Source organism: Pigmentiphaga kullae (assembly GCF_004216695.1).
Taxonomy (GTDB): domain Bacteria; phylum Pseudomonadota; class Gammaproteobacteria; order Burkholderiales; family Burkholderiaceae_B; genus Pigmentiphaga; species Pigmentiphaga kullae.
Genome location: NZ_SGXC01000002.1, coordinates 1,379,802 through 1,405,742 on the forward strand (window position 1 = coordinate 1,379,802; position 25,941 = coordinate 1,405,742).

The 25,941-nt window shown below is 68.2% G+C and carries 28 protein-coding genes and 1 tRNA gene; 12 read left to right on the forward strand and 17 right to left on the reverse strand.

Annotated elements, in window-relative coordinates; genetic code table 11:
• Positions 1–32: 32 nt before the first annotated feature.
• The 4 genes from EV675_RS20850 to EV675_RS20865 all read right to left on the reverse strand — a co-directional run bounded on the left by EV675_RS20850 (position 33) and on the right by EV675_RS20865 (position 2,478).
• A tRNA-Leu gene (locus tag EV675_RS20850) sits at positions 33–117 on the reverse strand.
• 53 nt (positions 118–170) lie between these two features.
• The gene (gene secG, locus EV675_RS20855; protein ID WP_130359418.1) at positions 171–593 is read right to left on the reverse strand and encodes a preprotein translocase subunit SecG; all 423 of its coding nucleotides are present in this window, start codon (positions 591–593) and stop codon (positions 171–173) included.
• On the reverse strand, positions 594–1,373 hold the full coding sequence (gene tpiA / locus EV675_RS20860; protein WP_130359420.1) for a triose-phosphate isomerase: 780 nt from the start codon (positions 1,371–1,373) through the stop codon (positions 594–596). It lies immediately after the preceding gene.
• Positions 1,374–1,500: 127 nt separating this feature from the next.
• Entirely contained in the window at positions 1,501–2,478 is a 978-nt protein-coding gene (locus EV675_RS20865; RefSeq protein ID WP_130359422.1) for an NAD(P)H-quinone oxidoreductase, read from the reverse strand.
• A 241-nt stretch (positions 2,479–2,719) separates the two neighbouring features.
• On the opposite strand from EV675_RS20865, the gene EV675_RS20870 reads away from it, so the two are divergent.
• The 3 genes from EV675_RS20870 to EV675_RS20880 are packed head-to-tail and all read left to right on the forward strand — an operon-like array spanning position 2,720 to position 5,196.
• Positions 2,720–3,136, forward strand: coding sequence for a RidA family protein (locus EV675_RS20870; RefSeq protein ID WP_130359424.1), 417 nt, complete (start codon positions 2,720–2,722; stop codon positions 3,134–3,136).
• A 34-nt stretch (positions 3,137–3,170) separates the two neighbouring features.
• Positions 3,171–4,178, forward strand: coding sequence for an amidohydrolase family protein (locus tag EV675_RS20875; RefSeq protein ID WP_207222008.1), 1,008 nt, complete (start codon positions 3,171–3,173; stop codon positions 4,176–4,178).
• 28 nt (positions 4,179–4,206) lie between these two features.
• Positions 4,207–5,196 (forward strand): Bug family tripartite tricarboxylate transporter substrate binding protein, encoded by a 990-nt coding sequence (locus EV675_RS20880; protein WP_165404683.1) that lies wholly within the window; start codon positions 4,207–4,209, stop codon positions 5,194–5,196.
• Positions 5,197–5,215: 19 nt separating this feature from the next.
• Here EV675_RS20880 and EV675_RS20885 read toward each other — a convergent pair whose 3' ends face one another.
• The 3 genes from EV675_RS20885 to EV675_RS20895 are packed head-to-tail and all read right to left on the reverse strand — an operon-like array spanning position 5,216 to position 8,378.
• Complete coding sequence (locus tag EV675_RS20885; protein WP_130359426.1) at positions 5,216–6,277, reverse strand: porin; 1,062 nt, start codon at positions 6,275–6,277, stop codon at positions 5,216–5,218.
• A 52-nt stretch (positions 6,278–6,329) separates the two neighbouring features.
• Entirely contained in the window at positions 6,330–7,286 is a 957-nt protein-coding gene (locus EV675_RS20890) for a Bug family tripartite tricarboxylate transporter substrate binding protein (protein WP_242621518.1), read from the reverse strand.
• Positions 7,287–7,337: 51 nt separating this feature from the next.
• On the reverse strand, positions 7,338–8,378 hold the full coding sequence (locus EV675_RS20895) for an isopenicillin N synthase family dioxygenase (RefSeq protein WP_165404684.1): 1,041 nt from the start codon (positions 8,376–8,378) through the stop codon (positions 7,338–7,340).
• Positions 8,379–8,522: 144 nt separating this feature from the next.
• Between EV675_RS20895 and EV675_RS20900 the strand changes: the two genes are divergently transcribed.
• From EV675_RS20900 to EV675_RS20910, 3 genes are all read left to right on the forward strand, one after another.
• Complete coding sequence (locus EV675_RS20900) at positions 8,523–9,515, forward strand: LysR family transcriptional regulator (protein ID WP_130359429.1); 993 nt, start codon at positions 8,523–8,525, stop codon at positions 9,513–9,515.
• Between the two features lie 171 nt (positions 9,516–9,686).
• Positions 9,687–10,133, forward strand: coding sequence for a GNAT family N-acetyltransferase (locus EV675_RS20905; RefSeq protein WP_130359430.1), 447 nt, complete (start codon positions 9,687–9,689; stop codon positions 10,131–10,133).
• Positions 10,130–11,341 (forward strand): MFS transporter, encoded by a 1,212-nt coding sequence (locus EV675_RS20910; protein WP_130359431.1) that lies wholly within the window; start codon positions 10,130–10,132, stop codon positions 11,339–11,341. Before EV675_RS20905 ends, EV675_RS20910 begins: the two co-directional genes overlap by 4 nt.
• Here the strand turns inward: EV675_RS20910 and EV675_RS20915 are convergent.
• The gene (locus tag EV675_RS20915; protein WP_165404685.1) at positions 11,338–11,718 is read right to left on the reverse strand and encodes a response regulator; all 381 of its coding nucleotides are present in this window, start codon (positions 11,716–11,718) and stop codon (positions 11,338–11,340) included. The genes EV675_RS20910 and EV675_RS20915 overlap by 4 nt on opposite strands.
• A gap of 44 nt (positions 11,719–11,762) precedes the next feature.
• Positions 11,763–12,122: a hypothetical protein gene (locus EV675_RS20920; protein WP_130359433.1), complete on the reverse strand. Its 360-nt coding sequence runs from the start codon at positions 12,120–12,122 to the stop codon at positions 11,763–11,765.
• Between the two features lie 164 nt (positions 12,123–12,286).
• Here EV675_RS20920 and EV675_RS20925 point away from each other — a divergent pair, with 164 nt between their 5' ends.
• From EV675_RS20925 to EV675_RS20945, 5 genes are all read left to right on the forward strand, one after another.
• Positions 12,287–12,487, forward strand: coding sequence for a hypothetical protein (locus tag EV675_RS20925; RefSeq protein WP_130359434.1), 201 nt, complete (start codon positions 12,287–12,289; stop codon positions 12,485–12,487).
• A gap of 104 nt (positions 12,488–12,591) precedes the next feature.
• Positions 12,592–12,879 (forward strand): hypothetical protein, encoded by a 288-nt coding sequence (locus EV675_RS20930; RefSeq protein ID WP_130359435.1) that lies wholly within the window; start codon positions 12,592–12,594, stop codon positions 12,877–12,879.
• A 96-nt stretch (positions 12,880–12,975) separates the two neighbouring features.
• Complete coding sequence (locus tag EV675_RS20935) at positions 12,976–13,230, forward strand: GlsB/YeaQ/YmgE family stress response membrane protein (protein ID WP_130359436.1); 255 nt, start codon at positions 12,976–12,978, stop codon at positions 13,228–13,230.
• A gap of 129 nt (positions 13,231–13,359) precedes the next feature.
• Complete coding sequence (locus tag EV675_RS20940; RefSeq protein WP_165404686.1) at positions 13,360–15,123, forward strand: alpha/beta fold hydrolase; 1,764 nt, start codon at positions 13,360–13,362, stop codon at positions 15,121–15,123.
• Positions 15,124–15,259: 136 nt separating this feature from the next.
• Positions 15,260–15,940: an isochorismatase family protein gene (locus EV675_RS20945; RefSeq protein ID WP_130359438.1), complete on the forward strand. Its 681-nt coding sequence runs from the start codon at positions 15,260–15,262 to the stop codon at positions 15,938–15,940.
• 20 nt (positions 15,941–15,960) lie between these two features.
• On the opposite strand, the gene EV675_RS20950 is transcribed toward EV675_RS20945, so the two are convergent.
• From EV675_RS20950 to EV675_RS20965, 4 genes are read right to left on the reverse strand one after another with little or no spacing between them, the layout of a single operon-like run.
• On the reverse strand, positions 15,961–16,830 hold the full coding sequence (locus tag EV675_RS20950; protein ID WP_130359440.1) for an alpha/beta fold hydrolase: 870 nt from the start codon (positions 16,828–16,830) through the stop codon (positions 15,961–15,963).
• Positions 16,831–16,870: 40 nt separating this feature from the next.
• The gene (locus EV675_RS20955; RefSeq protein ID WP_242621519.1) at positions 16,871–17,848 is read right to left on the reverse strand and encodes a 3-carboxyethylcatechol 2,3-dioxygenase; all 978 of its coding nucleotides are present in this window, start codon (positions 17,846–17,848) and stop codon (positions 16,871–16,873) included.
• The gene (locus tag EV675_RS20960) at positions 17,845–19,602 is read right to left on the reverse strand and encodes an FAD-dependent oxidoreductase (protein ID WP_242621520.1); all 1,758 of its coding nucleotides are present in this window, start codon (positions 19,600–19,602) and stop codon (positions 17,845–17,847) included. Before EV675_RS20960 ends, EV675_RS20955 begins: the two co-directional genes overlap by 4 nt.
• A gap of 19 nt (positions 19,603–19,621) precedes the next feature.
• Entirely contained in the window at positions 19,622–20,608 is a 987-nt protein-coding gene (locus EV675_RS20965; RefSeq protein WP_165404687.1) for a Bug family tripartite tricarboxylate transporter substrate binding protein, read from the reverse strand.
• Between the two features lie 115 nt (positions 20,609–20,723).
• Here EV675_RS20965 and EV675_RS20970 point away from each other — a divergent pair, with 115 nt between their 5' ends.
• The gene (locus EV675_RS20970; protein ID WP_130359444.1) at positions 20,724–21,551 is read left to right on the forward strand and encodes a DNA-binding transcriptional regulator; all 828 of its coding nucleotides are present in this window, start codon (positions 20,724–20,726) and stop codon (positions 21,549–21,551) included.
• Here the strand turns inward: EV675_RS20970 and EV675_RS20975 are convergent.
• The 4 genes from EV675_RS20975 to EV675_RS20990 form a co-directional block, all read right to left on the reverse strand.
• The gene (locus EV675_RS20975) at positions 21,507–23,612 is read right to left on the reverse strand and encodes a putative bifunctional diguanylate cyclase/phosphodiesterase (protein ID WP_130359446.1); all 2,106 of its coding nucleotides are present in this window, start codon (positions 23,610–23,612) and stop codon (positions 21,507–21,509) included. The genes EV675_RS20970 and EV675_RS20975 overlap by 45 nt on opposite strands.
• A 101-nt stretch (positions 23,613–23,713) precedes the next feature.
• Positions 23,714–24,877, reverse strand: a complete 1,164-nt coding sequence (locus EV675_RS20980; protein ID WP_130359448.1) for a GGDEF domain-containing protein — start codon at positions 24,875–24,877, stop codon at positions 23,714–23,716.
• Positions 24,878–25,091: 214 nt separating this feature from the next.
• On the reverse strand, positions 25,092–25,307 hold the full coding sequence (locus EV675_RS20985) for a hypervirulence associated TUDOR domain-containing protein (protein ID WP_130359450.1): 216 nt from the start codon (positions 25,305–25,307) through the stop codon (positions 25,092–25,094).
• Positions 25,308–25,339: 32 nt separating this feature from the next.
• On the reverse strand, positions 25,340–25,873 hold the full coding sequence (locus EV675_RS20990) for a DUF488 domain-containing protein (RefSeq protein WP_130360267.1): 534 nt from the start codon (positions 25,871–25,873) through the stop codon (positions 25,340–25,342).
• Between the last annotated feature and the right edge of the window lie 68 nt (positions 25,874–25,941).

Here is a 25,941-nt window from a genome sequence, read left to right on the forward strand (position 1 = left end):
TCCAGAAAAACATCGTCTGGAGGGCTGCATTCTGGTGCCGTCGGCGAGACTCGAACTCGCACAGCTTTCGCCACTACCCCCTCAAGATAGCGTGTCTACCAATTTCACCACGACGGCTTGCGTGAGCCCGCTAGTATATAACATTTGCGGGCCCATCAGCGGGGCTCCCTTCAGTTTTTCTGCGCGGGAGCCTCGGGCTGGGCAGGCGCGGCCGGCGGCGTGGCGGGCACGGACGGGACCGATGCGTCGGGCGCGGCCGGAGCCGGGGCCGGGGCCGGCGTGCTGCCGGGCACCGCGGGCACGGACAGATCGCTGGGATGGTTCTCCATGACGCCCCCTTGCGAGGCGGTGGGAGCCGGGCGGCCCAGGTAGGCCAGCGCGGCGGTGGAGATGAAGAAGACGACCGCCGCCCACTTGGTGGTGCGCGACAGGAAGTTGGCCGCGCCAGCGGCGCCGAACAGGCTGCCGGCCGAACCGCCGCCGAAGGCGGAGCCCATGTCGGCGCCCTTGCCCTGTTGCAGGAGGACCAGGACGATGATCGTCAGGGCGGAAACAACCTGCACGATCAGCAGGACGGTAAGCATTACGGACATTCAAGCACTCCGGGTTGTTGCGCCCGCCTCGGCGATGCGCAGGAAGTCTTCGGCCACCAGCGAGGCGCCGCCTATCAGGCCGCCGTCGATGTCGGGCATGGCGAACAGTTCGGCGGCGTTGGCCGCCTTGACGCTGCCGCCGTACAGCACCCGCACGCCGGCGCAGTCGACGCCCTGGAGCGCGGCACGGATGGCCGCATGCACTTCCTGGGCCTGTTCGGGGCTGGCGGTCTTGCCGGTGCCGATCGCCCAGACGGGTTCGTAGGCGATGACCATGGCGGCCACGGCTTCCCGGCCCAGGGCCAGCACGGGTTTGAGCTGTTCGTCGATGACGGCCAGGGTGCGGCCGGCTTCGCGCTCGGCCAGGGTCTCGCCCACGCAGACGACGGGAGTCAGGCCGGCGGCCAGCGCGGCCCGGGCCTTGTCGGCCACGAGCTGGCTGGTTTCGCCGTGCAGGCTGCGCCGCTCGGAATGGCCGGCCAGCACGTAGCGGCAGCCGAATTCGGCCAGCATCGCGCCTGACACCTCGCCAGTGTAGGCGCCCTGGGCATGGACGCTGATGTCCTGGGCGCCCCAGGCGATGTCGGAATCGGTCAGCGCCGACTCGGCCTGGGCCAGGTACGGAAACGGCACGCAGACGCCGACGTCGCAGGCGGCGGCGCCGGAGGACTGGTTCCAGGCGCTGCGTATGGCCGAGAGCAGCTGGCCGTTGGTGGCCAGCGCGCCGTGCATCTTCCAGTTGCCCAGCACCAGGCGGCGGATGTTCTGTTTAGTTGCCATCGACAAGAATCGAAAAATGCCCGCGTGGACAAAAATATGCGGGCAAAACCTCGATTGTATCGGCTCCGGCGAACCGCTGCAGCCAATGTCGTAAAAAATGCTGGGCGCGCGAAGCGCGTAGGGGAGGCTAAACCGTCAAGACGATCTTCCCGACGTGCTCGCCCGACTCCATCATGGCGTGGGCCTTGTCCGCCTCGCGCAGCGGGAAGGTGGCATAGACCACCGGCTTCAGCCGTCCGGACTCGAACAGCGGCCAGACGTTCCGGCGCAGCGCGGCCGCGACTTCGCCCTTGAACTGGGCCGAGCGCGGGCGCAGGGTGGAACCGGTGATGGTCAGGCGCCGGCTCAGCACCCGGGCAAAGTCGATCTCGCCTTTCGCGCCGCCCAGCAGCGCGATCAGCACGATGCGGCCGTCTTCGGCCAGGCAGTGGATGTCGCGGGCGACGTAGTCGCCGGCCACCATGTCCAGGATCACGTCCACGCCCCGGCCGTCCGTCAGGCGCTTGATCTCCTGCACGAAATCCTGGGTGCGGTAGTTGATCCCGGCGGTGGCGCCGAGTTTCTCGACGGCGGCGACGCGCTCGTCGTTGCCCACCGTGGCGTACACCCGGTGGCCCAGCGCCTTGGCCAACTGGACGGCCGTGGTGCCGATGCCGCTGGCGCCGCCGTGCACCAGCAGCGACTCCTGGCCCGACAGCCGGCCGCGCATGAAGACATTGCTCCAGACGGTGAAGTAGGTTTCGGGCAGGCCGGCGGCCTCGACCATGCTCAGCCCCTTGGGCACGGGCAGGCACTGGGTGGCGGGCACGGTGCAATATTCGGCGTAGCCGCCGCCATTGACCAGCGCGCAGACCGCGTCGCCCACCGCGAAGCCGGATGCGCCCTCGCCCAGCGCGGCCACGGTGCCGGCCACTTCCAGCCCGGGCAGGTCGGAGGCGCCCGGGGGCGGCGGATAGGTCCCCCGGCGCTGGGCCACGTCCGGCCGGTTGACGCCGGCGGCGGCGACCTGGATCAGGACTTCGCCCGCGCCGGGCACCGGCGTGGGCCGCTCGGCGGCCTGCAGGACTTCAGGCCCGCCGGGGCGGGAGATTTCGATGACGATCATAGCGCGGCTTCCCGTTTTTCTGGTCATGAAGGCGGTCATCATATACGGCTATGCCACCCCTGCTCCCATCAGGGTCTTGGGGATCGCGAACGGGCATGCGCCCTTCCTGGGGCCACCATAGCCAAGTTGAATACCGGCAACGGATAAATTCATTCTCTTTTCGGGGGCGGATTGCCTAGACTTGCACCGGTCAGCATTCCGCCCGCATCCCGTCCGGGCGCATCCCCACAAGAGAGTAGACATGAGCACACAAGCCAAAGTCGTCGAAGGCAAGGCCACTCCCCGCGGCAAGTACCCCCACATCAAGCGCGCCGGCGATTTCCTGTTCGTCTCGGGCACCAGTTCGCGCCGTGCCGACAATACGCTGGCCGGCGTGGAAGTGGACGCCATGGGCACGACCAAGTTCGACATCCGCGCCCAGACCCGCGCGGTGCTCGAGAACATCCGCGACATCCTGGGCACCGCCGGCGCCTCGCTGTCCGACGTCGTCGAGATCGGCACCTTCCTGGTCGACATGAGCGACTTCGGTGGCTACAACGAAGTCTACGGGGAATTCTTCGACTACGACGGCCCGGCCCGCACCACGGTGGCCGTGCACCAGCTGCCCCACCCGCACCTGCGCATCGAGATCAAGGCGGTCGCCTACAAGCCCCTCTGATCCCGCCACGACAACACCAGACATCAAGCCCATCATGAAAATCGACATGCACGCCCACCACTTCCCGCGCATCACGCGGGAAGAAGCCGCCGCCCTGAGCGTCGAGCGCGCGCCCTGGCTGCAGGTGGCGCCGGACGGCAAGACCGGCGACATCATGCGCGCCGACAAGCCCTTCCGCCCCGTCTACGACGCGCTGTGGGATCCGCAGGCGCGCCTGGCCGAGATGGATGCCCAAGGCGTGGACATCCAGATCACCTGCGCCACGCCCATCATGTTCGGCTACGAGTTCACGCCGGAGAAGGTCCTGCCCTGGGCCCAGCGCATGAACGACCTGGCGCTGGAATTCTGTGCCGCCGCGCCCAAGCGCCTGGTGGCGCTGGCGCAGGTGCCGCTGCAGGACATCGACGCCGCCTGCCGCGAGGCCTCGCGCGCCAAGGCCACCGGCCACCACGGCGTGCAGATCGGCAATCACCTGGGCGACCGCGACCTCGACGACGAGGGCCTGGTCACCTTCCTGCAGCACTGCGCCAATGAAGGCATCCCGCTTCTGGTCCACCCGTGGGACATGATGGGCGGCAACCGCATGAAGCAGTGGATGCTGCCCTGGCTGGTGGCCATGCCCGCCGAAACGCAGCTCGGCATCCTGTCGCTGATCCTGTCGGGCGCCTTCGAGCGCATCCCCGAATCGCTGAAGATCTGCTTCGCCCATGGCGGCGGTTCGTTCGCCTTCATGCTGGGCCGCGTGGACAATGCCTGGAAGCATCGCGACATCATCCGCAAGGACTGCCCGCGCCTGCCCTCGGAATACGTCAAGCGCTTCTACGTCGATTCGGCCGTGTTCGATCCGGGCGCGCTGCGCCTGCTGGCCGACGTGATGGGCACCGACCGCATCATGCTGGGCTCGGACTACCCCTTCCCGCTGGGCGAACAATCCATCGGCAAGCTGGTGGCCGAACAGCCCGGCTTCAGCGACTCCGACAAACAAGCCATCTATGCCGGCAACGCGGTCGAATTCTTCGGCCTGCAAGCGCTGGTACGCTGACCTCTTCCCACCCCCACAAGGAAATGCCATGAGTTTCGTCACTGCGTTGCGGCGCACATCGGTCGCTATGGCCGCCGGCCTGACCCTGGCCGGCGCGAGTACGCATAGCGCCCATGCCGAATACCCCGAGCGGCCGATCCGCCTGATCGTCCCCTCGCCCCCGGGCGACGGATCGGACGTCCTTGCCCGCAATGTAGGCAAGGCCATGGGCGATGTGTTGGGTCAGAGCCTGGTGATCGAAAACAAGCCAGGCGCAGGCGGCAGCATCGCCTCGGACATCACAGCCAAGGCAGCCGCCGACGGTTATACGGTGCTGCTGGGCAACGCCAGTACCCACGCCGTCACGCCGGGGCTCTATAGCAAGCTGCCCTATGATTCCGAGAAAGCCTTCAGCACCGTCTCGCTGCTGGCCAGCGCGCCCAATGTGCTGGTCGTCAACCCCGCGCTGCCGGTCAAGAACATCGGCGAGTTCATTGCCTACGCCAAGGCCAACCCCGGCAAGCTCAACGTCGGATCGGGCGGCAATGGTAGCCTGTCGCACCTCTCGGCCATTCTCTTCAACTCCATGGCCGGCATAGATATCCCGCACGTACCCTACAAAGGCGCTGCGCCTGCCGTCACCGCCGTCATGGGCGGGGAAATCTCGGCGCTGATGATCAACATCCCGACCGTGTCGCAGCAAATCCAGGCCGGCAAGCTGCGGGCGCTGGCGGTCAGCAGCCTGGAGCGTTCACCGGCGTTGCCCGACGTGCCGACGCTGAACGAGTCGGGGCTCAAGGGCTACAACACCGAAGCCTGGTTCGGCCTGTTCGTGCCGGCCGGAACCCCGGCCCCGGCCATCGCCAAACTGCAATCGGCCGCCGCCGCGGCGCTCAAGAACGAAGCGGTGCTGACCAACATCCGCAACATGGGCGCGGTGCCCAAGGACCTGAAAGGTCAAGCCTTCGCCGATTTCGTCAAGGCCGAAGCCACCAAATACCGGGCCATCATCAAGCAGGCCGACGTCCGCATCGACTAAAGCCAGTCCCGCGCACCGGTCAGAACCGGTGCGCGATCCCCATCGCGATCTGCCTGCGCCAGGCATCGCCCACCGTTGCCCCCGCCGTGGAGAACAGCCGGAATTCGGTCCGGTTGGCGTACACGTACAGCCAGGTCCGCCTGGACAGATCGTAGACATAGGCCAGGCCGTAGTTCTCGATCTTCGAACCGGTCGTCCACTGGTATCCCAGCAGCACCCTCCCCGCTCCCACCGGCACCTTCACGCCAACCTGATAGGCATGGTCGCGATCGTGCGTGGCCGCGAAACGGGTCGCCCCGTTGGCCCCCGGATCCACCGTCGGATCGTTCAGCCGGCCGTATCCGCCGTAGAGCGTGAACGTGCCGAAGTCATGGTTCACACCCACCTGCAGGTTGCTGGGCTTGCCCCGCGCGCCGGCCGTGCTGGCGGGCATGACGTACTGGTAGCTGACCGCCGCCTTGAAGCGGCCGCCGTCGTAGCGCAGGCCCAGGTCCGCCATCCTGTTGTTGCGGTTGCCGCCGGCAACTTCCGCATCGGCCGTCTGCACGCTATAGCCCAGGCCGGCCTGCACGCCCGCCCAGCGGGGCGAGAAATAATAGGCGGCGTTGTTGACGCGGGACGTGGTGCCGAAATCGCCGGTGTTGTAGGCGGCCGTCGTGGTCACCGCCGCTTGCTGGAAGCTGGGTCCGAACGGGCTCATCATGCCGGCGGTGAACAGCAGCCCGAGATTGGCCATCCGCCCGAGCTGGATCTCGCCAAGCTCCCGGCTCGACAGGCCCACGTAGCTGGCCCGGCCGAACAGCCGCCCGAAGGCCTGCTGCCCGTTGTCGCCCGTGAAGCCGTTCTCCAGCACGAAACTGGCCTTCCAGCCGTTGCCCAGGTCCTCGGCGCCACGCAGCCCCCAGCGCGAGGCCACGCTGAGCGAGGGATTGATCGCGTTGATCGTGCCCTTGCCCTGTGTCTTGTCGGACAGGTAGCCGTTGTCGAGAATCCCGTACATCGTCACGCTGCCCTGCGCGAGCGCGGCCGCGCAGGGAACGAGCGCCAGCGCGACGCCGGCAAGAGACCGGATCGTGGTCATCGATTTCTCCAGTAGGAAGTGGCGGCGCGGGCCAGCCGCGCCGGAAACGCCGCTATTGCGCCTGCAGCCCCGCGATCTCGACCAGGCGGCGGACCTTGGCCTTGTCCGCCGCGATGAAGGCCCGGTATTCCTCGGGCGAGCCCTTGTAGAGCTGGGTGCCGTAATCGGCCAGCCTGGCCTTCAGCTCGGCCGAGGCGACGACCTTCTGCAATGCGCGGCTCAAGGTTTCCTGTATGGCCGCGGGCGTTCCCGCCGCCACATACAGCGCGGTCCAGTTGCCCGCCTTCAGGTCCGGCAGGCCGAGCTGCGCGGTCGTCGGCACGCCGGGTACCGAAGCCAGCGGCTGGTCGGACATGACGGCCAGCGCGCGCAGCTTGCCGGCGGCCACTTGCGGGCCGACCACCTGGCTGCTGTCCATCAGCACGTCGATCTGGCCCCCCGCGACCGCCGTGACCGACTCGCCGCTGCCCTTGTACGGGACCTTGACGATGTCCAGGCCGTAGCTCGCCTTCAGCGTTTCCATGCCCAGGTGCAGGGTGCCCGCGGCGCCATAATTGAGAACGCCGGGCCGGGCCCGCGCATAGGCGATCAGTTCATCCAGCGTCCTGACCGCCAGGCTGGATCTGACCACCAGCACCGACGGCGTGTTGGTGGCCAGCCCCACCGGCGCGAGCTGCTTGTCCGGATCGTAGGGCAGGTGCTTGTACAACAGGGTATTGACGATCTGGGTGCCCACGGTGCCCAGCAGCAGCGTGTAGCCGTCGGCCGGATAGCCCAGCATTTCCTTAACGCCCAGCACGCCGCCCGCGCCCCCGCGGTTCTCCACGACCACCGTCTGGCCCAGCACGTCGCCCAGGCTCTTGCCGATCTGCCGGGCGGCAAAATCCGAATTGCCGCCCGCCCCGAAAGGCACGATCAGGCGCAAGGGCCGGTCCGGATACGTCTGGGCCTGCGACGCGCCGGCACAGGAAAACAGTACGACCATCCACCACAATCTCGACAAGCGCACGGGAATCTCCTTGACTGACCACGATGAGGTGTCTCCTCCCCCGCCTCGGCCCTAATCCGCCATGGCGCGCTCCGGGGCGGTGGGATTGATGCGCGCGTAGTTGGCCTTCTTGAACTCGCCCCAGACGAAGGGCTTGTCCCGCGGCATCGAGGTATGGAAATCCTCGGGCGCCACATTGGACGGATCGGGGTTGCGGATCTTCGGCGCGATCACTTCGTCGTAGGTCGGAAACATGAAGAATGGCACCGAATAGCGTTCCTTCCCATAGCGGTTGATGACCCGGTGTGGCGTGGACGAGAAGACCCCATCGGTCCAGACCTTCATCACCTCGCCGATGTTCAGCACATAGGTGCCGGGAATCGGCGGCACGCCTATCCACTCGCCGTCCCGGTTGCGGATCTCCAGCCCGCCGGTCGCGTCCTGGTAGACGAAGGTGAACGCATCCGTGTCGGTATGGGCGCGCGTCCCCAGGTTGGCGCCGGACTCGTCCACCTGTTGCGGCGGATAGTGGATGATGCGCAGGGCGTTCATGTCCTTGCGGAAATGCTGGCGGATGGCGTCCCTGGGCAGGTCCAGGCCCAGCTCGAACAACTCGATCATGCTTTCGCCGAACCGGCACATGCGCGCGTGATAGGCCAGCAGTACTTCCTTGAGCGCGGGCAGTTCCCGGGGCCAGGGAATCGTCCCGGCCAGGCGCTCCCCCGTCAGCAGGTCCGGATCGTCGGCAGCCAGCGGCCGGCGGAACTGGAAGGCCTCCTGCTTGTTGGCGGTGATCGTCCCGCCGCGCTCGGCATTGCCCGTTCCCTTGGTAAGCATGGGCAGGTAGCCCTGGAAGTGGCGGTTTTTGGCCATCGACACGGCATCCTTGGCCTCTTGCGGCAGCGCGAAAAACGCCTTGACCGCCTCGAACACCCCGTCGATCTGCGCCTGCGGAATGGGATGGTTCTTCAGGTAAAGAAAGCCGACGGTCGCGCAGGCCTCGGCCAGTTCGTCGGCCAGCCTCTTCCTGGACTCCGGCGTGGCGAATCGCTCGGGCGACATGTCGATGACGGGCACTTCGGAAAAATCCAGCTTGCGGGTGGCAGGCAGCATGTTCTTCTCCACGGTTGGCGCCCCGGTGGCGCCGGGTTCGATGTCCATGCGAAGAACTTTAAGATCGTGGAGATATATTGAAAAATTAAAAAATAAGTTCGTCCCATAGGTTATCTTCTATGGAAAACCAGCCGGGGCCCAGCGATGTACAAGACCACGACATTCCGCCAGCTCACCGCCATCGACGCCGTCGCCCGCCTGGGCGGCGTCTCGCGCGCCGCCCAGGCCCTGCACCTGACCCAGCCCACGGTGTCGCTGCAGTTGCGCCTGCTCGAGGAAGCCACCGGCGCCGCGCTGGTCCAGCGGTCCGGGCGCGGCCTGCTTCTTACGCCCGCCGGCGAAGTCGTGGCCGGCTACGCGAGCCAGATCCTCGAGCTCTGGCGCCACGCCTCGGACGAAGTCGCCAGCCTGAAGGGCCGATTGGCCGGCACGCTGCGCGTGGGAGCGCTGATCACGGCCGAGTACCTGCTACCCCCGCTGCTGGTGGCCTTCAACACCGACCGGCCCGACGTGAAGGTCAAGCTCAGCGTGGGCAATCGCGAAGAGGTCGTGCGCATGCTGACCCGCCATGAAATCGACATCGCCATCATGGGCAAGCCGCCCGGCGACGTGCGCACGGAATCGCGGGCCTTCGCCAAGCATCCGATGGCCTTCATCGCCTCGCCCCATCATCCGCTGATGGCCAGACGGGACCTGGCATTGCGCGACCTGGCGGGCGAGAACATCCTGGTGCGCGAACACGGCTCGGGGGCCCACAACACGGCCGAGCGGCTGTTCAAGGATGCGGGGCTGCGGTTCTCTCCCGGTTCTGAGCTGTCCAGCAACGAAGCCATCAAGCAGATGGTGGCCGCGGGACTGGGCATAGGTTTCCTGTCCCTGCACGCCTGCGCCCTGGAGTTTCAGGCGGGCCTGATCGGCCTCCTGCCGCTGCCCGGCAACCCGGTCGAACACGACTGGTACGTGCTGCACCTGTCCACCGCCCGCCTCCCGCCCGTGGCGTCGGCCTTCCAGGACTTCCTGGCCGACCACGGCCAGGCGGAGATACGCCGGCAGTTGCAGGCCTTCGACGCGGTGGTGGACCGCCTGCGCGCGAAAGGGCCGCGCCGGCGCGGCGGAAACGCGCGCCCCAAACCATGAGACTCCACCGCCCGGGCGGTTTTCCGGCGTACAGACGGATACGGATGGACTAAGCTAGAGCCTTTGCATCCGCACAGGCGGCGGTCCCCTTGCCGGCATGACACCACACGCAACGCACCCGTTACTTCTTCCCATCGTTCCCCCGCGGGCAGCCACCCCGCGCCAGACGGCATGACCCGGCCCGCCATCCGCCTCGTCGTCGGCGCCTGGGACGACCTGCGGCACGACGCCTCGTCCATACGCCAGGCCGTCTTCGTCCACGAACAGTCGGTCCCGCTGGAACTCGAATACGACGATGCCGACGCGGTCTCGCTGCACGCGGTGGCCTATGACGCCGACGGCACGCCCCTGGGCACGGGCCGGCTCCTGCCCGACGGACACATCGGCCGCATGGCGGTCCACCGCCATGGGCGCGGGCTGGGCGTGGGCGGCGCCATCCTGGACGCCTTGATCGACGAGGCGCGGCGGCGCGGGCACGGCCGGCTGCTGCTGCACGCGCAGACGCGGGCCCGGGCGTTCTACGAAACACGCGGCTTCGAGGCCGAAGGCGAGGAATTCATGGAGGCCGGCATCGTGCACGTGCTGATGAGCCGGCGCCTGAAGAACGCCGCTTCATGACCACCGAAACCCACCCGGGCCTTGCCCGCGCCGTCACACCCGCCATGGCCCTGCTGGGCATCCTGCTGGTGGCGGCGACGCTGCGCTCGCCGTTGACCGGCGTCGGCCCCCTGCTTGGCCATATCCGCGCCTCCACCGGCCTGGACGCGGGCAGCGCCGGGCTGCTCAATACGCTGCCGCTGCTGGCTTTCGGCTTGTTCTCGGTGCTGGCGCCCGCGCTGGGCCGGCAACTGGGGCTGGAACGCGCGCTGTTCGCCGCCATGGTCGCGTTGTGCGTCGGCATCGCCGTGCGCTCGATGCCCGGCATCGCTTCGCTGTTCATCGGCACGGCCATAGGCGGCATCGCCATCGCCGTCGGCAACGTGATGCTGCCGGCGCTGGTCAAGCGCGAGTTCCCGCAGCGCATCGGTCCGCTCACCGGCCTGTATTCGGTGGTGATGACGCTCGTGTCCGGCACCGCGGCGGGCGTGGCGGTGCCGCTGGCCGACAACCTGCCCGGCGGCTGGCGTACGTCGCTGGCCTGCGTGCTCGTCATCACGGTCCCCGCCGCGCTGGTCTGGCTGGCCCGTTCGCGCAACCAGGGCGCGGCGCCCGTGGCCGCCCCGGCCCACGCAACCCAGGCCGCCAATGTCTGGCGCTCGTGGCTGGCCTGGCAGGTCACGCTGTTCACCGGCATCCAGGCCTTCAACTTCTACATTCTCGTGGCCTGGCTGCCCTCGATGCTGCACGAGACCGGCATGACCCCCGGCCAGGCCGGCTGGATGGTATCGCTGATGCAGCTGGCGGCGCTGCTCGGCAACATCGCGACGTCGTGGGTGTCGGGCCGCGTGCGCGACCAGAAGGTTCTCGGCCTGGCGGTCTCGCTGCTGTGCGTGGCCGGCTTCGCCGGCATGGCGCTGCTGCCGGCCTGGACTTTCGTCTGGATATGCGTGGCCGGCGCCGGGCTGGGCAGCAGCCTGATGCTGTCGCTGGCCTATATCAGCCTGCGCGCGGCCACCACGCAGCAGGCGGCCTCGCTGTCGGGCATGGCGCAAAGCCTGGGCTACCTGATCGGCGCGACCGGCCCGGTGGTGTGCGGCGTGCTGCGCGACCGGACCGACAGCTGGCTGCCGGCGCTGGGCCTGATGGTGGCGATGGCCGGCGCGCAGGCATGGGTGGCCTACGGCGCGGGCCGCTCGCGCACCGTGGGAGACCGCCAGGACGCCTAGGGCAGCCGGCGGGCCGCGGCGATCAGCGATAGCAGCCTGTCGACGTCCACCGGCTTGGTCATGTAGTCGTCGAAACCGTGCGCGATCGCCTCTTCCTGCCCGAAGGCCGCGCTGCGGCCCGTCACCGCGATCAGCGTGACCGGCTTCAGGTGCGAGATGTCGCGGATCATGGTGGCCACTTCCAGTCCGTTGGGCGGCGGCATGTCGATGTCCAGGACCATGACGTCGGGCCGCCAGTCCAGCGCCACTTCCATCGCGGCCGAACCGCCATCGGCGTACCTGACGTCGTGAAACCGGCCGCAGGCTTCGGCCAGCGCTTCGGCGGCGCTGACGTAGTTGTCCACGACCAGCACCCGGCAAGGCGTAATCTGTCCCACTCCGTCCTCCTGACGTACTTGCGGACGGGCGCGCCGCCGGCCTCTTACTCGGCGGCGCTGCCAGCCGGCGGATATTCGCCGGGCTCCTCGTTCTCCAATAGCAGGCATGGCAGATCCGCCTCGCCCTCGTGGATCGGCGTGGCCGCGGCCGTACCGAAGAACCGGTGCAGCGAGGCATAGGCCAGTTTGGCCGCCACGTCCTGCAAGAGCTTTTCCGAGGTCAGGAACCCCTCGGCCTGCAGATCGTCCACCTCCAGCCGGTAGCCCAGCACGCCGTCCCGCTCGGACACGGCGCCCAGGCGAACCGCCTTGCCGGCGCCGTCCCGCGCATACACCCCGTATCCCGCCGTGTAGAGCCGATAGGCGTGATGCGGGGCCGACCCGTCGTGGGGAGTGGTAGACATGCGGTATCTCCTGTCCGGGTGCCTCGCTCAGCAAGCCGCATACCCGGGGCGCGCCCGGGAAAACCGCGGCGCCCGCGCTAGCCAGCCCGGCCGAAAGCGTCTATAACGCAGGGAGCATAGCGCATCGTGTCCAGGCGGTTCGCGGGACCGCAACGTATCCTGTCATGAAAAATATTCTTCAATACATGCGCCAGCTCCGGCAGCGCCGCCTTGCCGTATTCGAACTGCCGCTGAACGACGCGGCGGACAACGATCCCTACGACGGCGAGCTGCGCCAGCTGCCGCTGAACTACCACGCCACCGAAGTCGATGCCCGCGCGCTGCGGCGCCGGCTGTCCGAACTCGAATACGACGACGAGGCCTGACGAGCGCGGCGCCGCGTTCCGCGCGCCTGCGCGTTTGAATACAATCGACGCATTCCCCCGCGAGACGGGCCACGCCCCAGGGGCCTCCAACGGAACAGAACATCATGAACAAGAATCCCGCCGCCCTGCTTTGCGTGCTGGCGCTGACCGCGTGCGCCTCCGGCACCTCCTCGTCCTGGTACCGGGAAACCTCGTCGGCCGACCAGGCCGAGCGCGACCGCATCCAGTGCGAACGGCAGGCGCGCATCAATTCGCCGGGCACGAGCACGCCCTCGTACCGCGGCATCAATGCCGGCGGCGGCTCCGGCGTAAGCGACGGCCTGGCCAACGCCGAGCGCCAGTCGGGCATGGCCAACGACTGCATGCGCGCCAAGGGTTACTCGCTGCGCTGACGGCCCGCCGGCCGGGCGCCTCCGGCCGTCTCGAAAATATGGCATGATGCGCGCACGCCCCCCAGGGGTACTGGAATCCATGTCCGGAGGTACGCCATGCTGTCTCTTCTCGGAAGTCTTCTGGTGGGCCTGGTCGTCGGCCTGCTTGCACGTGCGGTCAAGCCGGGCGACGACAGCATGGGGTGGCTCATGACCATCGTGCTCGGCATCGCCGGCTCGCTCATCGCCGGGTATGCCGGCCGCGCGATGGGCTGGTACCAGCCGGGCGAACCGGCCGGATGGATCGCCTCGGTGGTCGGCGCCGTCGTGCTGCTGCTGATCTACGGCATGATCAGGAAAAAATCCGCCTGAATCCCGCGCCGGCATCGCCGGCCCCCTTTCTTCCCCGCCTCCGCTCGTCGTAACAAAACGTGTCCGCATGTGACGAATGCGGCTATGCTTGCGCCTCCATAAAAGACATTCTCAAGAATGGGGGGATGCATGCATATCCGTGGCCGATCGGCATGGCGATACGGCGCCGCCGTCCTATTGACCGGTCTCGCTTCCTGCGGCGGCGGGGGCGACGCCCCCGCTCCGGACGACCCGCTGGCCGCCTACAAGTCCCAGACGGTGGCGTGGGCGCCCTGCGATCCGAACGTTCTGGGGCCGAACAGCGACCTCATCCAGCAACTGGGCGACAAGGTGTCGTGCGCGACCATCCGCGCGCCGCTGGACTACACGCGGACGGACCGCGGCGACATCCGCGTCGCGCTGCTGAAGGTCGCCACCGCCGACCCCAAGGTCCGCAAGGGCGCCATCGTCTTCAATCCGGGCGGACCCGGCGGCGACGGGCTCGAGCTCGCGGCCAACTTCGGCGCGCTGTTCGCCCAGCCCCCCAGCGACTCGCCCACGCGCGCGGCGCTGCAGGACCTGGCACGGCACTATGACATGGTGGGCTTCTCGCCGCGCGGCACCGGCGCCGGCACCACCCTGACCTGCACCGCCAACGAATCCTCGCGCGAGGTGAACTTCCCGTCCGACGACCGCAGTCCGGCCAACGTCGAGGCCATGCTGTACAACGTGCGGCTGGCGACCAAGGCGTGCCGGAACAACCCCCTCACGCCCTACATCAACACCGAACAGACGGCCTGGGACCTGGACCTGATCCGCCACCTGCTCGGCGACACCAAGCTCAACTACATCGGCTATTCGTACGGAACCTGGCTGGGCGCCTGGTATGCCGCCCGCTTCCCCGGGCAGGCCGGCCACATGGTGCTGGACAGCGCCGTCGACTTCACCGCCGGCTTCGACGAGGCCATGATCGGCCAGTCCGTCGGCAAGCAGCGCGTGCTGGACGAGGTCATGAGCCCCTATTTCGCCCGCCATCCGGACCTGTTCCGGCTCGGCACCGACGAAAGCCGGATCCGCGCGCTGTTCGGCACCCTGCCTTCGCCCCTGAAAGCGGCCGTGGGCGCGACGCTGGCGTTCAACAAGAGCCGCGGCCTGGTGCCGTCGGGCTTCGTCCTGCTGGCAGCCGGCATCGTCAGGGACCAGTTGGCCGTCGATCCCGACATGAGCGACGCCGACCTGCGCACCGCGGTGGACACCGCGATCCGCGACCAGGCCCCGTTCAACATCGAAGTCGCCCTGGCCGCGGCGACGCGCCTGCTCGACCAGTTCGCCACGATCCGCTTCCCCGAGCCGCGGTCCCTCTTGATGCCGCCCGAAGAAGCCACCTACGTCGCCGTCGTCTGCAACGACGTGGCGACCCGGATCGATCCCCGGTACTGGATCGACCTCGGCAACGAAATGGCGATCAGCCATCCGGTGACCGGCGGCTCGATGACCGAGGCGCCCTGCCTGTACTGGGGCGGCCCGACCACGGCCAAGCCCTCCGTGCAGGACACGGCCAAGGCGGGACCGCTGATGGTCGTGCAAAGCCAGTTCGACGCGCTGACCCTGACCGAGAACGCGCTGCGCTTCGTCGATGCCCTGCCCACGGCCCGGCTGCTGTACGTGAAGGGGGAGTACTCGCATGGCGTGTTCCCCTACATGAGCACGTGCGTGGACCATCGGGTGACGGCGTTCTTCCTTGACGACGCGCTGCCCGCCCGCCGCACCGACTGCGACCAGGTGCCGTTCTATGGCGACGTGGCGGCCTCGGGCAGCCTGAAGCGGATGGCGGCGCCCGACCAGGCGCGCACCGACGCCTTGCTGGACCGGATCCAGGACATCCTGGGCGGGGCGGGCAAGAAGGAGCTCTGATCCGAAAGCATGCATCGTTCCAAAAAAAGAACGATGCATGCCATTTTTGCCTACTAAAATTCTTTTAGCACCATGGATATGCTCTTTCCCACGGCATAAGCATCCGCTGCCCGCCGACCACCAAGGAGAGAGCACCATGAGCACCCCCGCCAATTTCCAGGGCCAACGTCCCGTCATCGATCCCGCAGACGCGGTCATGCTGCTGATCGATCACCAGAGCGGCCTGTTCCAGACCGTGGGCGACATGCCCATGCCCGAACTGCGCGCCCGCGCCGCGGCGCTGGCCAAGATGGCCACACTGAGCAAGCTGCCCGTCATTACCACCGCCTCGGTTCCGCAAGGCCCCAACGGCCCGCTCATCCCGGAGATCCACGCCAACGCGCCGCATGCCCAATACGTGGCGCGCAAGGGCGAGATCAACGCCTGGGACAACCCCGAGTTCGTGGCCGCGGTCAAGGCCACCGGACGCAAGACCCTCATCATCGCCGGCACCATCACCAGCGTGTGCATGGCCTTTCCCGCCATCAGCGCGGTCGCCGACGGCTACAAGGTGTTCGCGGTGGTCGACGCCTCCGGCACCTACAGCAAGATGGCGCAGGAGATCACCCTGGCGCGCGTGGTGCAGGCGGGCGTGGTGCCCATGGACACCGCGGCGGTGGCCTCCGAACTGCAGAAGACCTGGAATCGCGACGACGCCCAGCAGTGGGCCGAGGTCTACACCAGGATCTTCCCCGCCTACCAGTTGCTGATCGAAAGCTACACGAAGGCGCAGGAAGTGGTGAAGAACAACGAGGTGCTCGACTCGCAGCGCGCGTGACCGCCCCCCTGGCGGCCCCCTCAGGCCGCCAGGAAATCCAGCACCATCCGGTTGAACTTCTGCGCGTGCTCCCACTGCGCCCAATGGCCGCAACGGCTGAACACGTGCAGCTCGGCGTCCTGCAGGCCGGCCAGCAGCCGCAGCCCGGTGTCCATCGGCACGAAGCGGTCGTCCCGGCCCCATATCACCAGGGTCCGGGCCGCGACCTCTCCCAGCCGTGCCCCCACGTCGGGAAACTGCCGGGGATGGGCCTGGCTGCTCTTGACGAAGTTCTCCAGGTGATCGCGGCGCGACAGCATGTTGTCCAGCCGTGCCTGGAACAATTCCTCGGTCAGGCTGGCGGCGTCGTAGACGAACACGTTCATCATCCGCTTCAGGTTCTCGATGGTCGGATCGCGGTACAGCGCGCCGATCAGCTTGATGCCTTCGGTGGGCATGGGAACGACCGGGCTGACCCCGCCCGTCCCGCCGCCCATCAGGACCAGACGCCCCACGCGCGCCGGATGCGCCAGGGCGAAGGCGACGGCGCTGTGCGCGCCCATGGAGTTGCCGACCAGGTGCGCCCGTTCCAGTCCGATCGCATCCATCAGGCCGGCCAGCGCGCGCGCGTTCAGGTCCGAGCGCGAACCGGCGCAGACGATGGCATCGCTCTTGCTCCAGCCCGGGAAGTCCAGCAGGATGACCCGGTAGCCGGCATCGGCGAAAGGCTGGACGTTGCGGTGGAAATTGGCCCAGCCGCTGGCGCCCGGGCCCGAGCCGTGCAGCATGATCACGGCCTCGCCGCCCGCGCCCGTGTCGTTGTAGTGCAGGCGCAGCGGCTGGCCGTTCTCGGTGATCCGCACGTAGCGGCTGGTGGCGGCTTCGGTCAGCGGGGAAATCGTTTGCGTCATGGTTGTCTCTCGTTCGTGGGCAATGCAATGAAAGGTCCTGTCATCCCGCCCCGCCCTGCTGCGTCATCAGCATCAGGCCGAAGCCGGCGATGTATTCGGGAATGGCCCGGTAGTACCGGAAAACCGGCTCCTGGACGCGCCCGGTCAGCGCCGCGCGCGCAATCAGCCAGGTCTTGGACTCGTGCGCCGACGCGCCCGCTTCGCGGGCGATGGCGTCCTCCGGCCACGCGCACAATGCGTCCAGGCCGCCGGCCGGCCCGGCCAGCGCATCCATCCAGCGGCGGTCCCAGTCGGGCGCCAGGGGCTTGAGCGTCCCGGCGCCCGCTGCCAATGCCTGTCCCGCGGCCATCACGCGCCGGGTCTTGGCCTCGCGCTCGCCGGGCGTGGCCGCGCGCGGCACGGTGATCCGTTCGCGCACCTCGGGATCGGGATGATCCAGCGTCGGGACCGGCGGCTCGTGCGACAGTCCGCCCGAACCGATCAGCAGCGTGCGCCGCGGCACGCCGTCCAGGAAATCGCCGATGGCCCGGCCCAGGTCCCGGCACCGGAACAGGCGCGGAATGCCGGGCGGCGCGACGGCATTGACGAACACCGGCACCACGGGCGGCGTATCCAGCCCTCCCCACAGCAACTGCAGCGGCTGGGCAAAACCGTGGTCCACCTCCATGCGCCGCGAGACGGCCGCGTCGAACCCCCGGTCCATCAGGGCATCGGCCATCTCCAGCGCCAGCGGCGCATCCACCCGCAACGGCCCCGCCGGAGACAGGTAGTCGCCCACGGCGCGGGCCTGCGTGCCTATGCAGAACGGCGGCATCAATCGGTTGAAGAAGCCGTTGTAGTGGTCCGGCGCGATCAGCACGACCAGCTCCGGCGCATAGGCCAGGACCTGGTCGCGCACTCGCGCGATGGCCGCCTGCAACTCGGCCCCGGCCTGCGCCGGCACGGGGCTCAGCCCCATCAACGGGGAATGCGACATACCCAGGAAGGCCCGCTCGCCCATGGCATCCGTCCTCGTCACCGCGCGCGGTCCAGGAGCTTCGCCAGGGCCGCCTCGAGAACGGCGCCCGCCCCCGCGGCGTCCAGCCCTTCGCCGCTGTGCCGGCGCCACGCCACGATGCCGTCCGGGCGCACCAGCAGCGCCCCGGACTCTTCGATCTCGCGCAGCGCCTGCCACGTGCAGTAGGAATCGAGCGCGCCCGGCTCGCCGATCACGACCGTTCTCAGGAACGGCAGGTCCATCGCGGCGGCCGCCGCTTTCCACGCCTGGCCCGCCAGGCCGGTGACCAGGGTGAACTTGCCCCGGCCCACGACATCCAGCGTCGATACCCGGCGTCCGTCGCTTCCCACCAGCCAGGCATGGGGCAGCTTGGCGCCGGGACGCGTGCTCGCCTGCGCGTGCAGTTGCGGATCGCGCTTCCAGGTTTCCTCGCCCGCGTCCGGTCCGGCAACGATCGCCGCCGACGCATAGCGCTGGTTCAACTCCACGCCCTGCGCATTGAACTCGTAGTTCTTCAGCCTGAGCGCCTCGGCCAGGGCCGCGCGCCGCGCCACGCCTTCGGCATCGGGCGACGCCAGCCGCGCCAGGCCCGCCGCGACCGGATCGGCGGCGCCGGGCTCCCGGAAGCACCGGTTCAGCGGACCGTAGTCCAGCCTGGACTGGTTCGCCCGGGCAACGATCTGCGCCCCCACCGGCGCGCGTTCCAGCGAATAGGAATCCAGCAAGCCCGCCCCGGCGTGGCCGCGCAGCACGAATGCGAGCTTCCAGGCAAGGTTGAAGGCATCCTGCATGCAAGTGTTCGATCCCAGCCCGCTGGAGGGCGGATGGCGATGCACCGCATCTCCGCCGCAGAACACGCGCCCTTTCGAATAGACCGGCGCGTGCGCCTGGTTCACGTACCAGACCGAGGCATTGTCGATCTCGATCTCCAGCTCCGGATCGCCCACCAGGATGCGGACCTTCCGGCGGATTTCCTCGGGCGAGAAATCGGGCTCCCCCTTCTCCATGTCGAAGCCCCAGCCCGCTATCCACTGGTTCCACGGCTCGATCGCGCGCAGCAGGCCCAGGCCGATTTCGCCGAACGCCGCGTCGGACGTGGCGATCCAGTACAGGATGCTGGGCCGGTGGGCCGCGTAGCGGGACAGGTCGGCCCGGAACAATACGTAGGCAGTGGCCGCCCGGGCCAATTGCCCCCGCAGTTCCAGCCCGGCATCGTCCATGACCTTGGAGCGGGCGCCATCCGCGCCCACCAGGTACCGCGCGCGAACGGCATACTCCCGGCCCGAGGGCACATCCCGCAGGCTGACCGTCACGCCGTCCTCGTCCTGCGCGTGGCCCAGGTACTCGGTGTTGAACGAGAAGACGGCGCCGCGCGCGGCGGCATGCCTGACCAGCATGGGCTCCATCTTGTTCTGCGGCAGGTCCAGCATCGGGCAGGGGCTGGCCTGCAGATAGTCGCCGATCCGTTCATCGCCGGTCCCCCAGGTGCGCAGCCGCGCGATCTCGGGGCCGGCCAGGCTGGTGGTGAACAAGGTGTCGCCCATCCATTCCCAGGGCGTGGCCTGGCGGCGCGCGTCATCCTCCAGGCCCAGGTCGCGCAGCACTTCCATCGCGCGCTGGTTGGTGATGTGGGCGCGGGGCGTGTTGGCGGTCCAGTTGTATCGGTTCACCACCTGGACGCGCACGCCGTAGGTGGCCAGCGCCAGCGCCGTGGTGGCTCCCATCGGGCCGGAGCCGACCACCAGCACGTCGGTCTGAAATGCTTCCTGCTTCACTGTCGTTTCCCTTCCTGGGCTATTTGAGGGTGGCCTGCAGCACGTCGCCGTAGGCCTTGATGTCGCGGCGCAGCCGGGCGGCGAGTTCGGCCGGTTCCGCCGGATAGGGGTCGCCGGTCAGCGCGAACTTCTCTTTCATCGCCGGCTGGCGCAGCGCCGCGTTGAACTCGCGGGTCAGCCGCTCGACCACGGGCTGCGGCGTGCCCGTCGGCACGACGAACATGAAGTAGTTGGTGATCTCCAGGCCGGGATAGCCGCTCTCGGCCAGCGTGGGCACGTCCGGCAGCAGCGGATGGCGCTTGCCGCCCAGCGTCGCCAGCGGCACCAGCCTGCCCGACTTGATGTAGGGCTGGGCGAAATGCACGGGCATCAGCATGGTCTGGATCTGCCCGGCCAGCAGGTCCGTGTTCGCCGGCGCGAGCCCCTTGTAGGGCACGTCGACGAAATCCGCGCCGGTCAGCTTGCGCAGCTGGTGCAGGTGCACGAACCAGGGGCTGCCCGGACCCATGGTGCCGAAGTCGACGCCCTTGCCCGCGGTCGACAACCGCACCAGTTCCTTCACCGACCGCGCCGGCACCTTGGGATTGACCACCAGCACCAGCGGCACCAGCGCTACGCCCGACACCGGCATGAAATCCTTCACCGCGTCGTACGGCACCTTGGCGCCCAGTACCTCGCTGGCATGCGGCAGATGGGCCATGGCCTCGTTGATGGCATGCGAGTCGGTGACCAGGCCGACGGTGTAGCCGTCGGCCTGCGCCCGGGCGACGGCATCCGTCCCGATGATCGTCGAGGCCCCGGGGCGGTTGTCGACGATGACCGTCTGCCTGAGGCTGGCGGACACCACCTCGGCCAGTGCCCGCGCCGCCGAATCCGCGTTGCCGCCCGCCGGATACGGCACCACGATGCGGATCGGCCTGGCCGGCCATTCCTGCGCGAACGCGGGCGTGAGGGTCGCGGCGGCCAGCGCCGCCATCGTGCAGAACGCACGTCGAATGGCATTCATGTCGTCTCCTTGGTTCTCGCCGGCGATGCCGCCGTGTCGAATGCGGGAGGAAGTCTGATGCCACCCCATACCCCTGTATAGTAGGTGCACCTGGTGCACCTTCGAACGGAAAACCATGTACCTGCTTACGGGAAAACCCGAGGACTCCGCCTACAAGGAAGTCCGTGGACTAAGCCGGGGGCTGGCGGTGTTGCGGGCGCTGAACGGCATGCCCGGGGGCATGGGCGGCGTGGTCGAGCTGGCCCGGCTGACCGGCCTGCATCGCACGACCGTCAAACGCCTGCTGGAGACGCTCAGGCAGGAAGGCCTGGTCCACCACAAGGACGACGGCGCGCAGTACGCGCTCAGCTTCGAGGTGCGGCGGCTGGCCGAAGGCTATGTCGGCGCGGACTGGATCGACAGGATCGCCTCGCCCGCCATGGCCGCGCACCTCAGCGCCCTGTCCTGGCCCAGCGACCTCGCCACGCCCGACGGCGGCTTCATGATCGTTCGGGAATCGACGCACCGCGCCAGCCTGCTGTCCCAGCACCGGGCCACCATCGGCACCCGCATCGCGATGCTGACCTCGGCCATCGGCCGGGCCTGGCTGGCCTATTGCTCGGACGAGGAAAGGGAAGCCACCCTGTCGCTGCTGCGGGAACGGAGCGACGCCATCGGCGCCGTCGCCCGCGACAAGGCATACGTCGGCCGCGTGCTGCGCGAAACCCGCCGGCGCGGCTACGCGGTCAACAAGGGGGAACTGGCGAACGAGGAAAGCGTCGCGGCGATCGCCTTTCCCATACGCCTGCGCGGCCACGCCATCGGCGCCATCAATCTCGTCCTGCAGCGCAACGTCGTCCCGGACCGGGAAATCTCGTCCCGCTACGTGCCGCTGCTGCGCATCCTGGCCGAAGAGATATCAGTCGGCGCGACGCGGCTGTCCCAGCGCGGCGATCCGTCTTAGCGCGAACGAGGCCATCGGCTGCAGCAGGCCGCGGAAGGCCTCTTCGGACAGGGGATGCGCCAGCAGGAAGCCCTGCGCCTCGTCGCATCCCAGTTCGATCAGGAAACGCATCTGCTTTTCGCTTTCCACGCCCTCTGCCACCACTTCCATGTGCAGCGCGTGCGACAGCGTCACGATGGCCGACAGCAGCGCACGAGCCTCCGCCTCGTTGCGGTCCAGCTCCGAGGTGAACAGCCGGTCGACCTTGATCTGCTTGACCTTGAACCGGTGCAGATAGGCCAGGCTCGAATAGCCCGCGCCGAAATCGTCGATCGCCATGTCGAAGCCGCGGGCGCGGAACCGGCTCACGATCTCGGCCGTGCGTCCGGCGTTCAGCATGGCCACGGTCTCGGTGATCTCGAACATCACGAGGCGGCGCGGCACTTCCCGCTCGTCCAGGATGTCCTCGACGCGCCCGATCAGGTCGGGCACGTTGAACTGTATGGGCGACAGATTGATCGAGATCTGGACCGGCTCCAGCCCGCGCCGCCGCCAGCCGTCGATGCAGCGGCACACTTCGCGTATCACCCAGTCGCCGATCTGGACGATCTGCCCGGAGCGTTCCGCGACGGTGATGAACTCCATGGGCGCCACGCTGCCGAAGGTCGGGTGGTGCCACCGTATCAGCGCCTCCGCGCCGCAGATCGCGCGCGTGGCCACGCTGAACTTGGGCTGGAACACCAGGCTGAACTGCCCTTCCTCGAGCGCGGCCTCCAGGTCCTGTTGCAGCATCAGCGTCCGCGCCGCGTTGGCATGCATGCCCGGCTCGAAGAAACAATAGGTGTTCCGGCCGGCCTGCTTGGCGCTATACATGGCGGCATCGGCGCAGTCCAGCAGCGCCTCGCTGTCGCGGGCATCCCCCGGGTGCATGGCGATCCCCATGCTCGCGCCGATCCTCAGGCGCGCCTGGCAGCCGACCATGTCGTCCCGCAGCACCCGCAGCAGCTTCTTGGCCACGGATGCCGCATCTCCCGGCGCCGATATGCCTCGCAGCAGTATGACGAACTCGTCGCCGCCTATGCGCGCGACCAGGTCGTCCTTGCGCACGTGCGACGACAGCAGCTGGGCACAGCCCTTGAGCAGGTCGTCCCCCACCGCGTGCCCGAGCGAATCGTTCACCGTCTTGAACCCATCCAGGTCCAGGAAGAAAACCGCGAATGCCGTCTTGTCTCGATCCGCGGCCTGGATCGCCTGGTTCATCTGCTCGATCAGCATCAAGCGGTTCGGCAGCCCGGTCAGCGCATCGTGCATGCTGAGGTATTGCAACTGCCGGTTGGCCAGCCGCAGCGAGTCGGCCAGGCTGTTGGCGCGCCAGCCCAGCACCAGCAGGGTCCCCAGCAGCACGGCCAGCGACGAGCCGGACACCAGCATCGCCAGCCAGTTGGGGTCGATCTGGCTGGCCGACAGGCAGACGCTGCCAGGCGCGAACTGCGCCGCGCTCATGCCCGTATAGTGCATGCCGGTGATGGCGATGCCCATCACCAGCGCCGCGCCCAGGCGCTTGAAGGCGATGTAGGGTTCGTCCGAGCCGCGCAGCGCGACCCCCAGCCACAGCGCCACGACCGAGGCCGCGATGGCCAGGCCGACGGAAGCCAGCACGATCCATGGTACGTAGCTGACCGCCGGCGCCATGTCCAGCGCCGCCATCCCCATGTAGTGCATGCCCGCGATGCCCATTCCCATGGCCACTCCGCCGGCCATGCAGCAGCGGAAACGGAAGCGGCCGCTGGCCGAGACGGCCAGCGCGAAGCCGGAGACCAGGACCGCGATCAACAGGGACAATACCGTGGGCCCGAGCGTGTACCCCAGCGGGATGGGCAGGGAAAAAGCCATCATCCCGATGAAATGCATCGACCAGATGCCCACCCCCATGGCGACGGCGCCGCCCACCAGCCAGGGCAGCCGGCGCTTCCACCCAGGCAGGGACGCGATCCGGCCGGTCAGCTCCAGCGCCGTATAGGCGGCCAGCGAGGCGACGACCAGGGAAAGAAACACCAGCAGGGGGTTATAGACACCGTGCATGACCGTCGTCCCGGATGCGCATCCACCGTCGTTGTCGGGAGAACCCGCCCTTCTTATAGCAAAACATCCGTGGGCCAGTCACGCGTTTGCCCCCGGCAAGCTCAGGCTCCCGAACTGCGCCGGACGGCCCAGCCGGGCTCCTTGCCCACCACCCGATTCCGGCCCAGGCGCTTGGCCCGGGCCAGACGCTCATCCACGGTCGCGTAGGCCTGCTCGAACGAGACGGCGTGCTCGAAGCTGCCCACGCCCAGGCTCACGGTGCATTGCAGCTCCGGCGCGATGTCCGAGAAATCCTGGGCCGCCGCCGCGGCGCGCAGCCGCTCGGCCACCCGCTTCGTCTCTTCTTCCGAGGCCTCGGGCAGCACCACCATGAACTCCTCGCCGCCGAACCTGCCCACCGCGTCGCCCGTGCGTATGCCCTGCTCCATGACCGCCGCCAGCCGCTTGAGCACCGCGTCCCCCACCGGATGGCCGTAGCGGTCGTTGATCCGCTTGAAATGGTCCACGTCCGCCATGATCAGGCCATAGCTCTCGCACAGGGGCAGGCGCGCCGCCAGGAACTCGCCCAGCCCCGACCGGTTGTTCATCCCCGTCAGCGGATCGCGGCGGCTGGCCTGGCTCAGGCTGGCGATGGTGCGCATCGACGTCAGCCCCAGCATCAGGAACGCCACGCCTATGCCGAAGAAATAGAAGCTGGTCTGCGTGACCTCCCAGTAGAGCGAGTGCTCGTAGCCGTACCGGTCGCCCGGCTGCGTGCCAAGCATGGCCCGGGGGAACAGGCTGAGCGAGCAGGCGGCCACGCACCAGAACAGCAGCCGCTCCAGGGCGGTGCCCCGCGCCATGTGGCGGACCTGCCACAGCGCCAGCAGGAATACCAGGGCGGCGGCGATGTGCGTCGAAGCCACCCGCAGCCGGAACAGCGCCTCGTCATGCGCGCTGGCCATGCGGATGGTCAGCATGACCGCCAGCACGAGCGCGGCCGGCAGCCAGGGCAGCCGCCTGCCCTCCAGCGCCGTCAGGCCCCGCGCGAAGCAGAAGATCGCGCAGGCGTAGGCCGCGCCGGTCAACGCGATATTGGCCAGCCGCCAGGGCGGCCATGGCAGGATCTGCATGGAGATGCCGCTCGCGTAGCAGGCGAAGCCCGCGGCGAAGTACAGGAATTGCGGCTGGCGATGCGCGTAGCGCCACGCGCCATAGAACATGGCCGCCAGCAGGAATGCGATCAGGGGATGGGCGAGCGCAAGCAAGGTGTCGTTGTTGTTCATGATGCCGCACTCGGTATGGAACGGCTGCGGACCGGCCCACGCCGGTCTCCCGGGAGCATGGCCGGGTCGGTGCCCAATGCCGACGACCGGCCTCCTCGGAAGACATGATAGCGATACCGGACAGGCCGCGGTTCAGCCAGTACCCCCGGCGCAACACCGGGGAAACTACGGGTAGAACAAGAAGCGCGGCCGCCCCGGCCATGCCCCGGCGTGCCTACCGCGCCGTCTTGTGCAGCGCCGATCCCTTATGCGCCGCGACATGGCTGGTCCTGTCGCTCTGGATCTCGTACTGCGGATCGTCCTTGCTGGCGCGGTGCGTGTGCCCCTTGTAATCGAAGTCCCTGGTGTGCACGCGGATGATGGTGCCGCTGACGATACCCGCCTCGGAATTCCAGCTTACGTGGTCGCCCACCTTGAATCGGTCCGCCATGGAGGGTCCTCCTGTCAGCGAGCGCCGGCGGCTCAGGCGGCCGGCGCGTACGTCAATGCGCCGTCCCGGATCCGCGCCGCCGACGTGTACGGATGGACTTCGCTCTTCCCCGTGCCCAGGATGTGCCTCACGCAGATACCCCGTACTTTCAGGTAGTCGGCGATCAGCGACCGGTGGCATCGCCACCACACGGCTTCCGCGCACATGATGGCGGTCCGCCGGCGGCGAGCCAATGCCAGCAGGCGCTCGATGCCTTCGCGAAAGGCATCGGTCTCCATGTAGTCCGCGTAGCCGCGGAACGACGAATTGCGCCAGACGGTGTTATGGGAGTCCGCAAGGGGCGGACGGCGGCCGCCCAGTTCCGGCAGCGGCACGTATTCCACCCCGGCCTGCGCGAGCGCATGGCGCAGCGCATCCGGATTGAAATGGGGATACTTGCGTGACCCCGCATGCCGCCGCACGTCGGCGATGGCCTCGATGTCATGGGCGGCCAGCATCGCCAGGAACACTTCCAGGGAATGCGTGGAATGCCCCACCGTCCACACTTCCAGCCCTGCCGTCTCCATCGCCACGCTCCCTTCCGTTCGAATGACTCCGCTACAAGGCCGCGCGCCGCAAAGTATTGCGCCCCTCG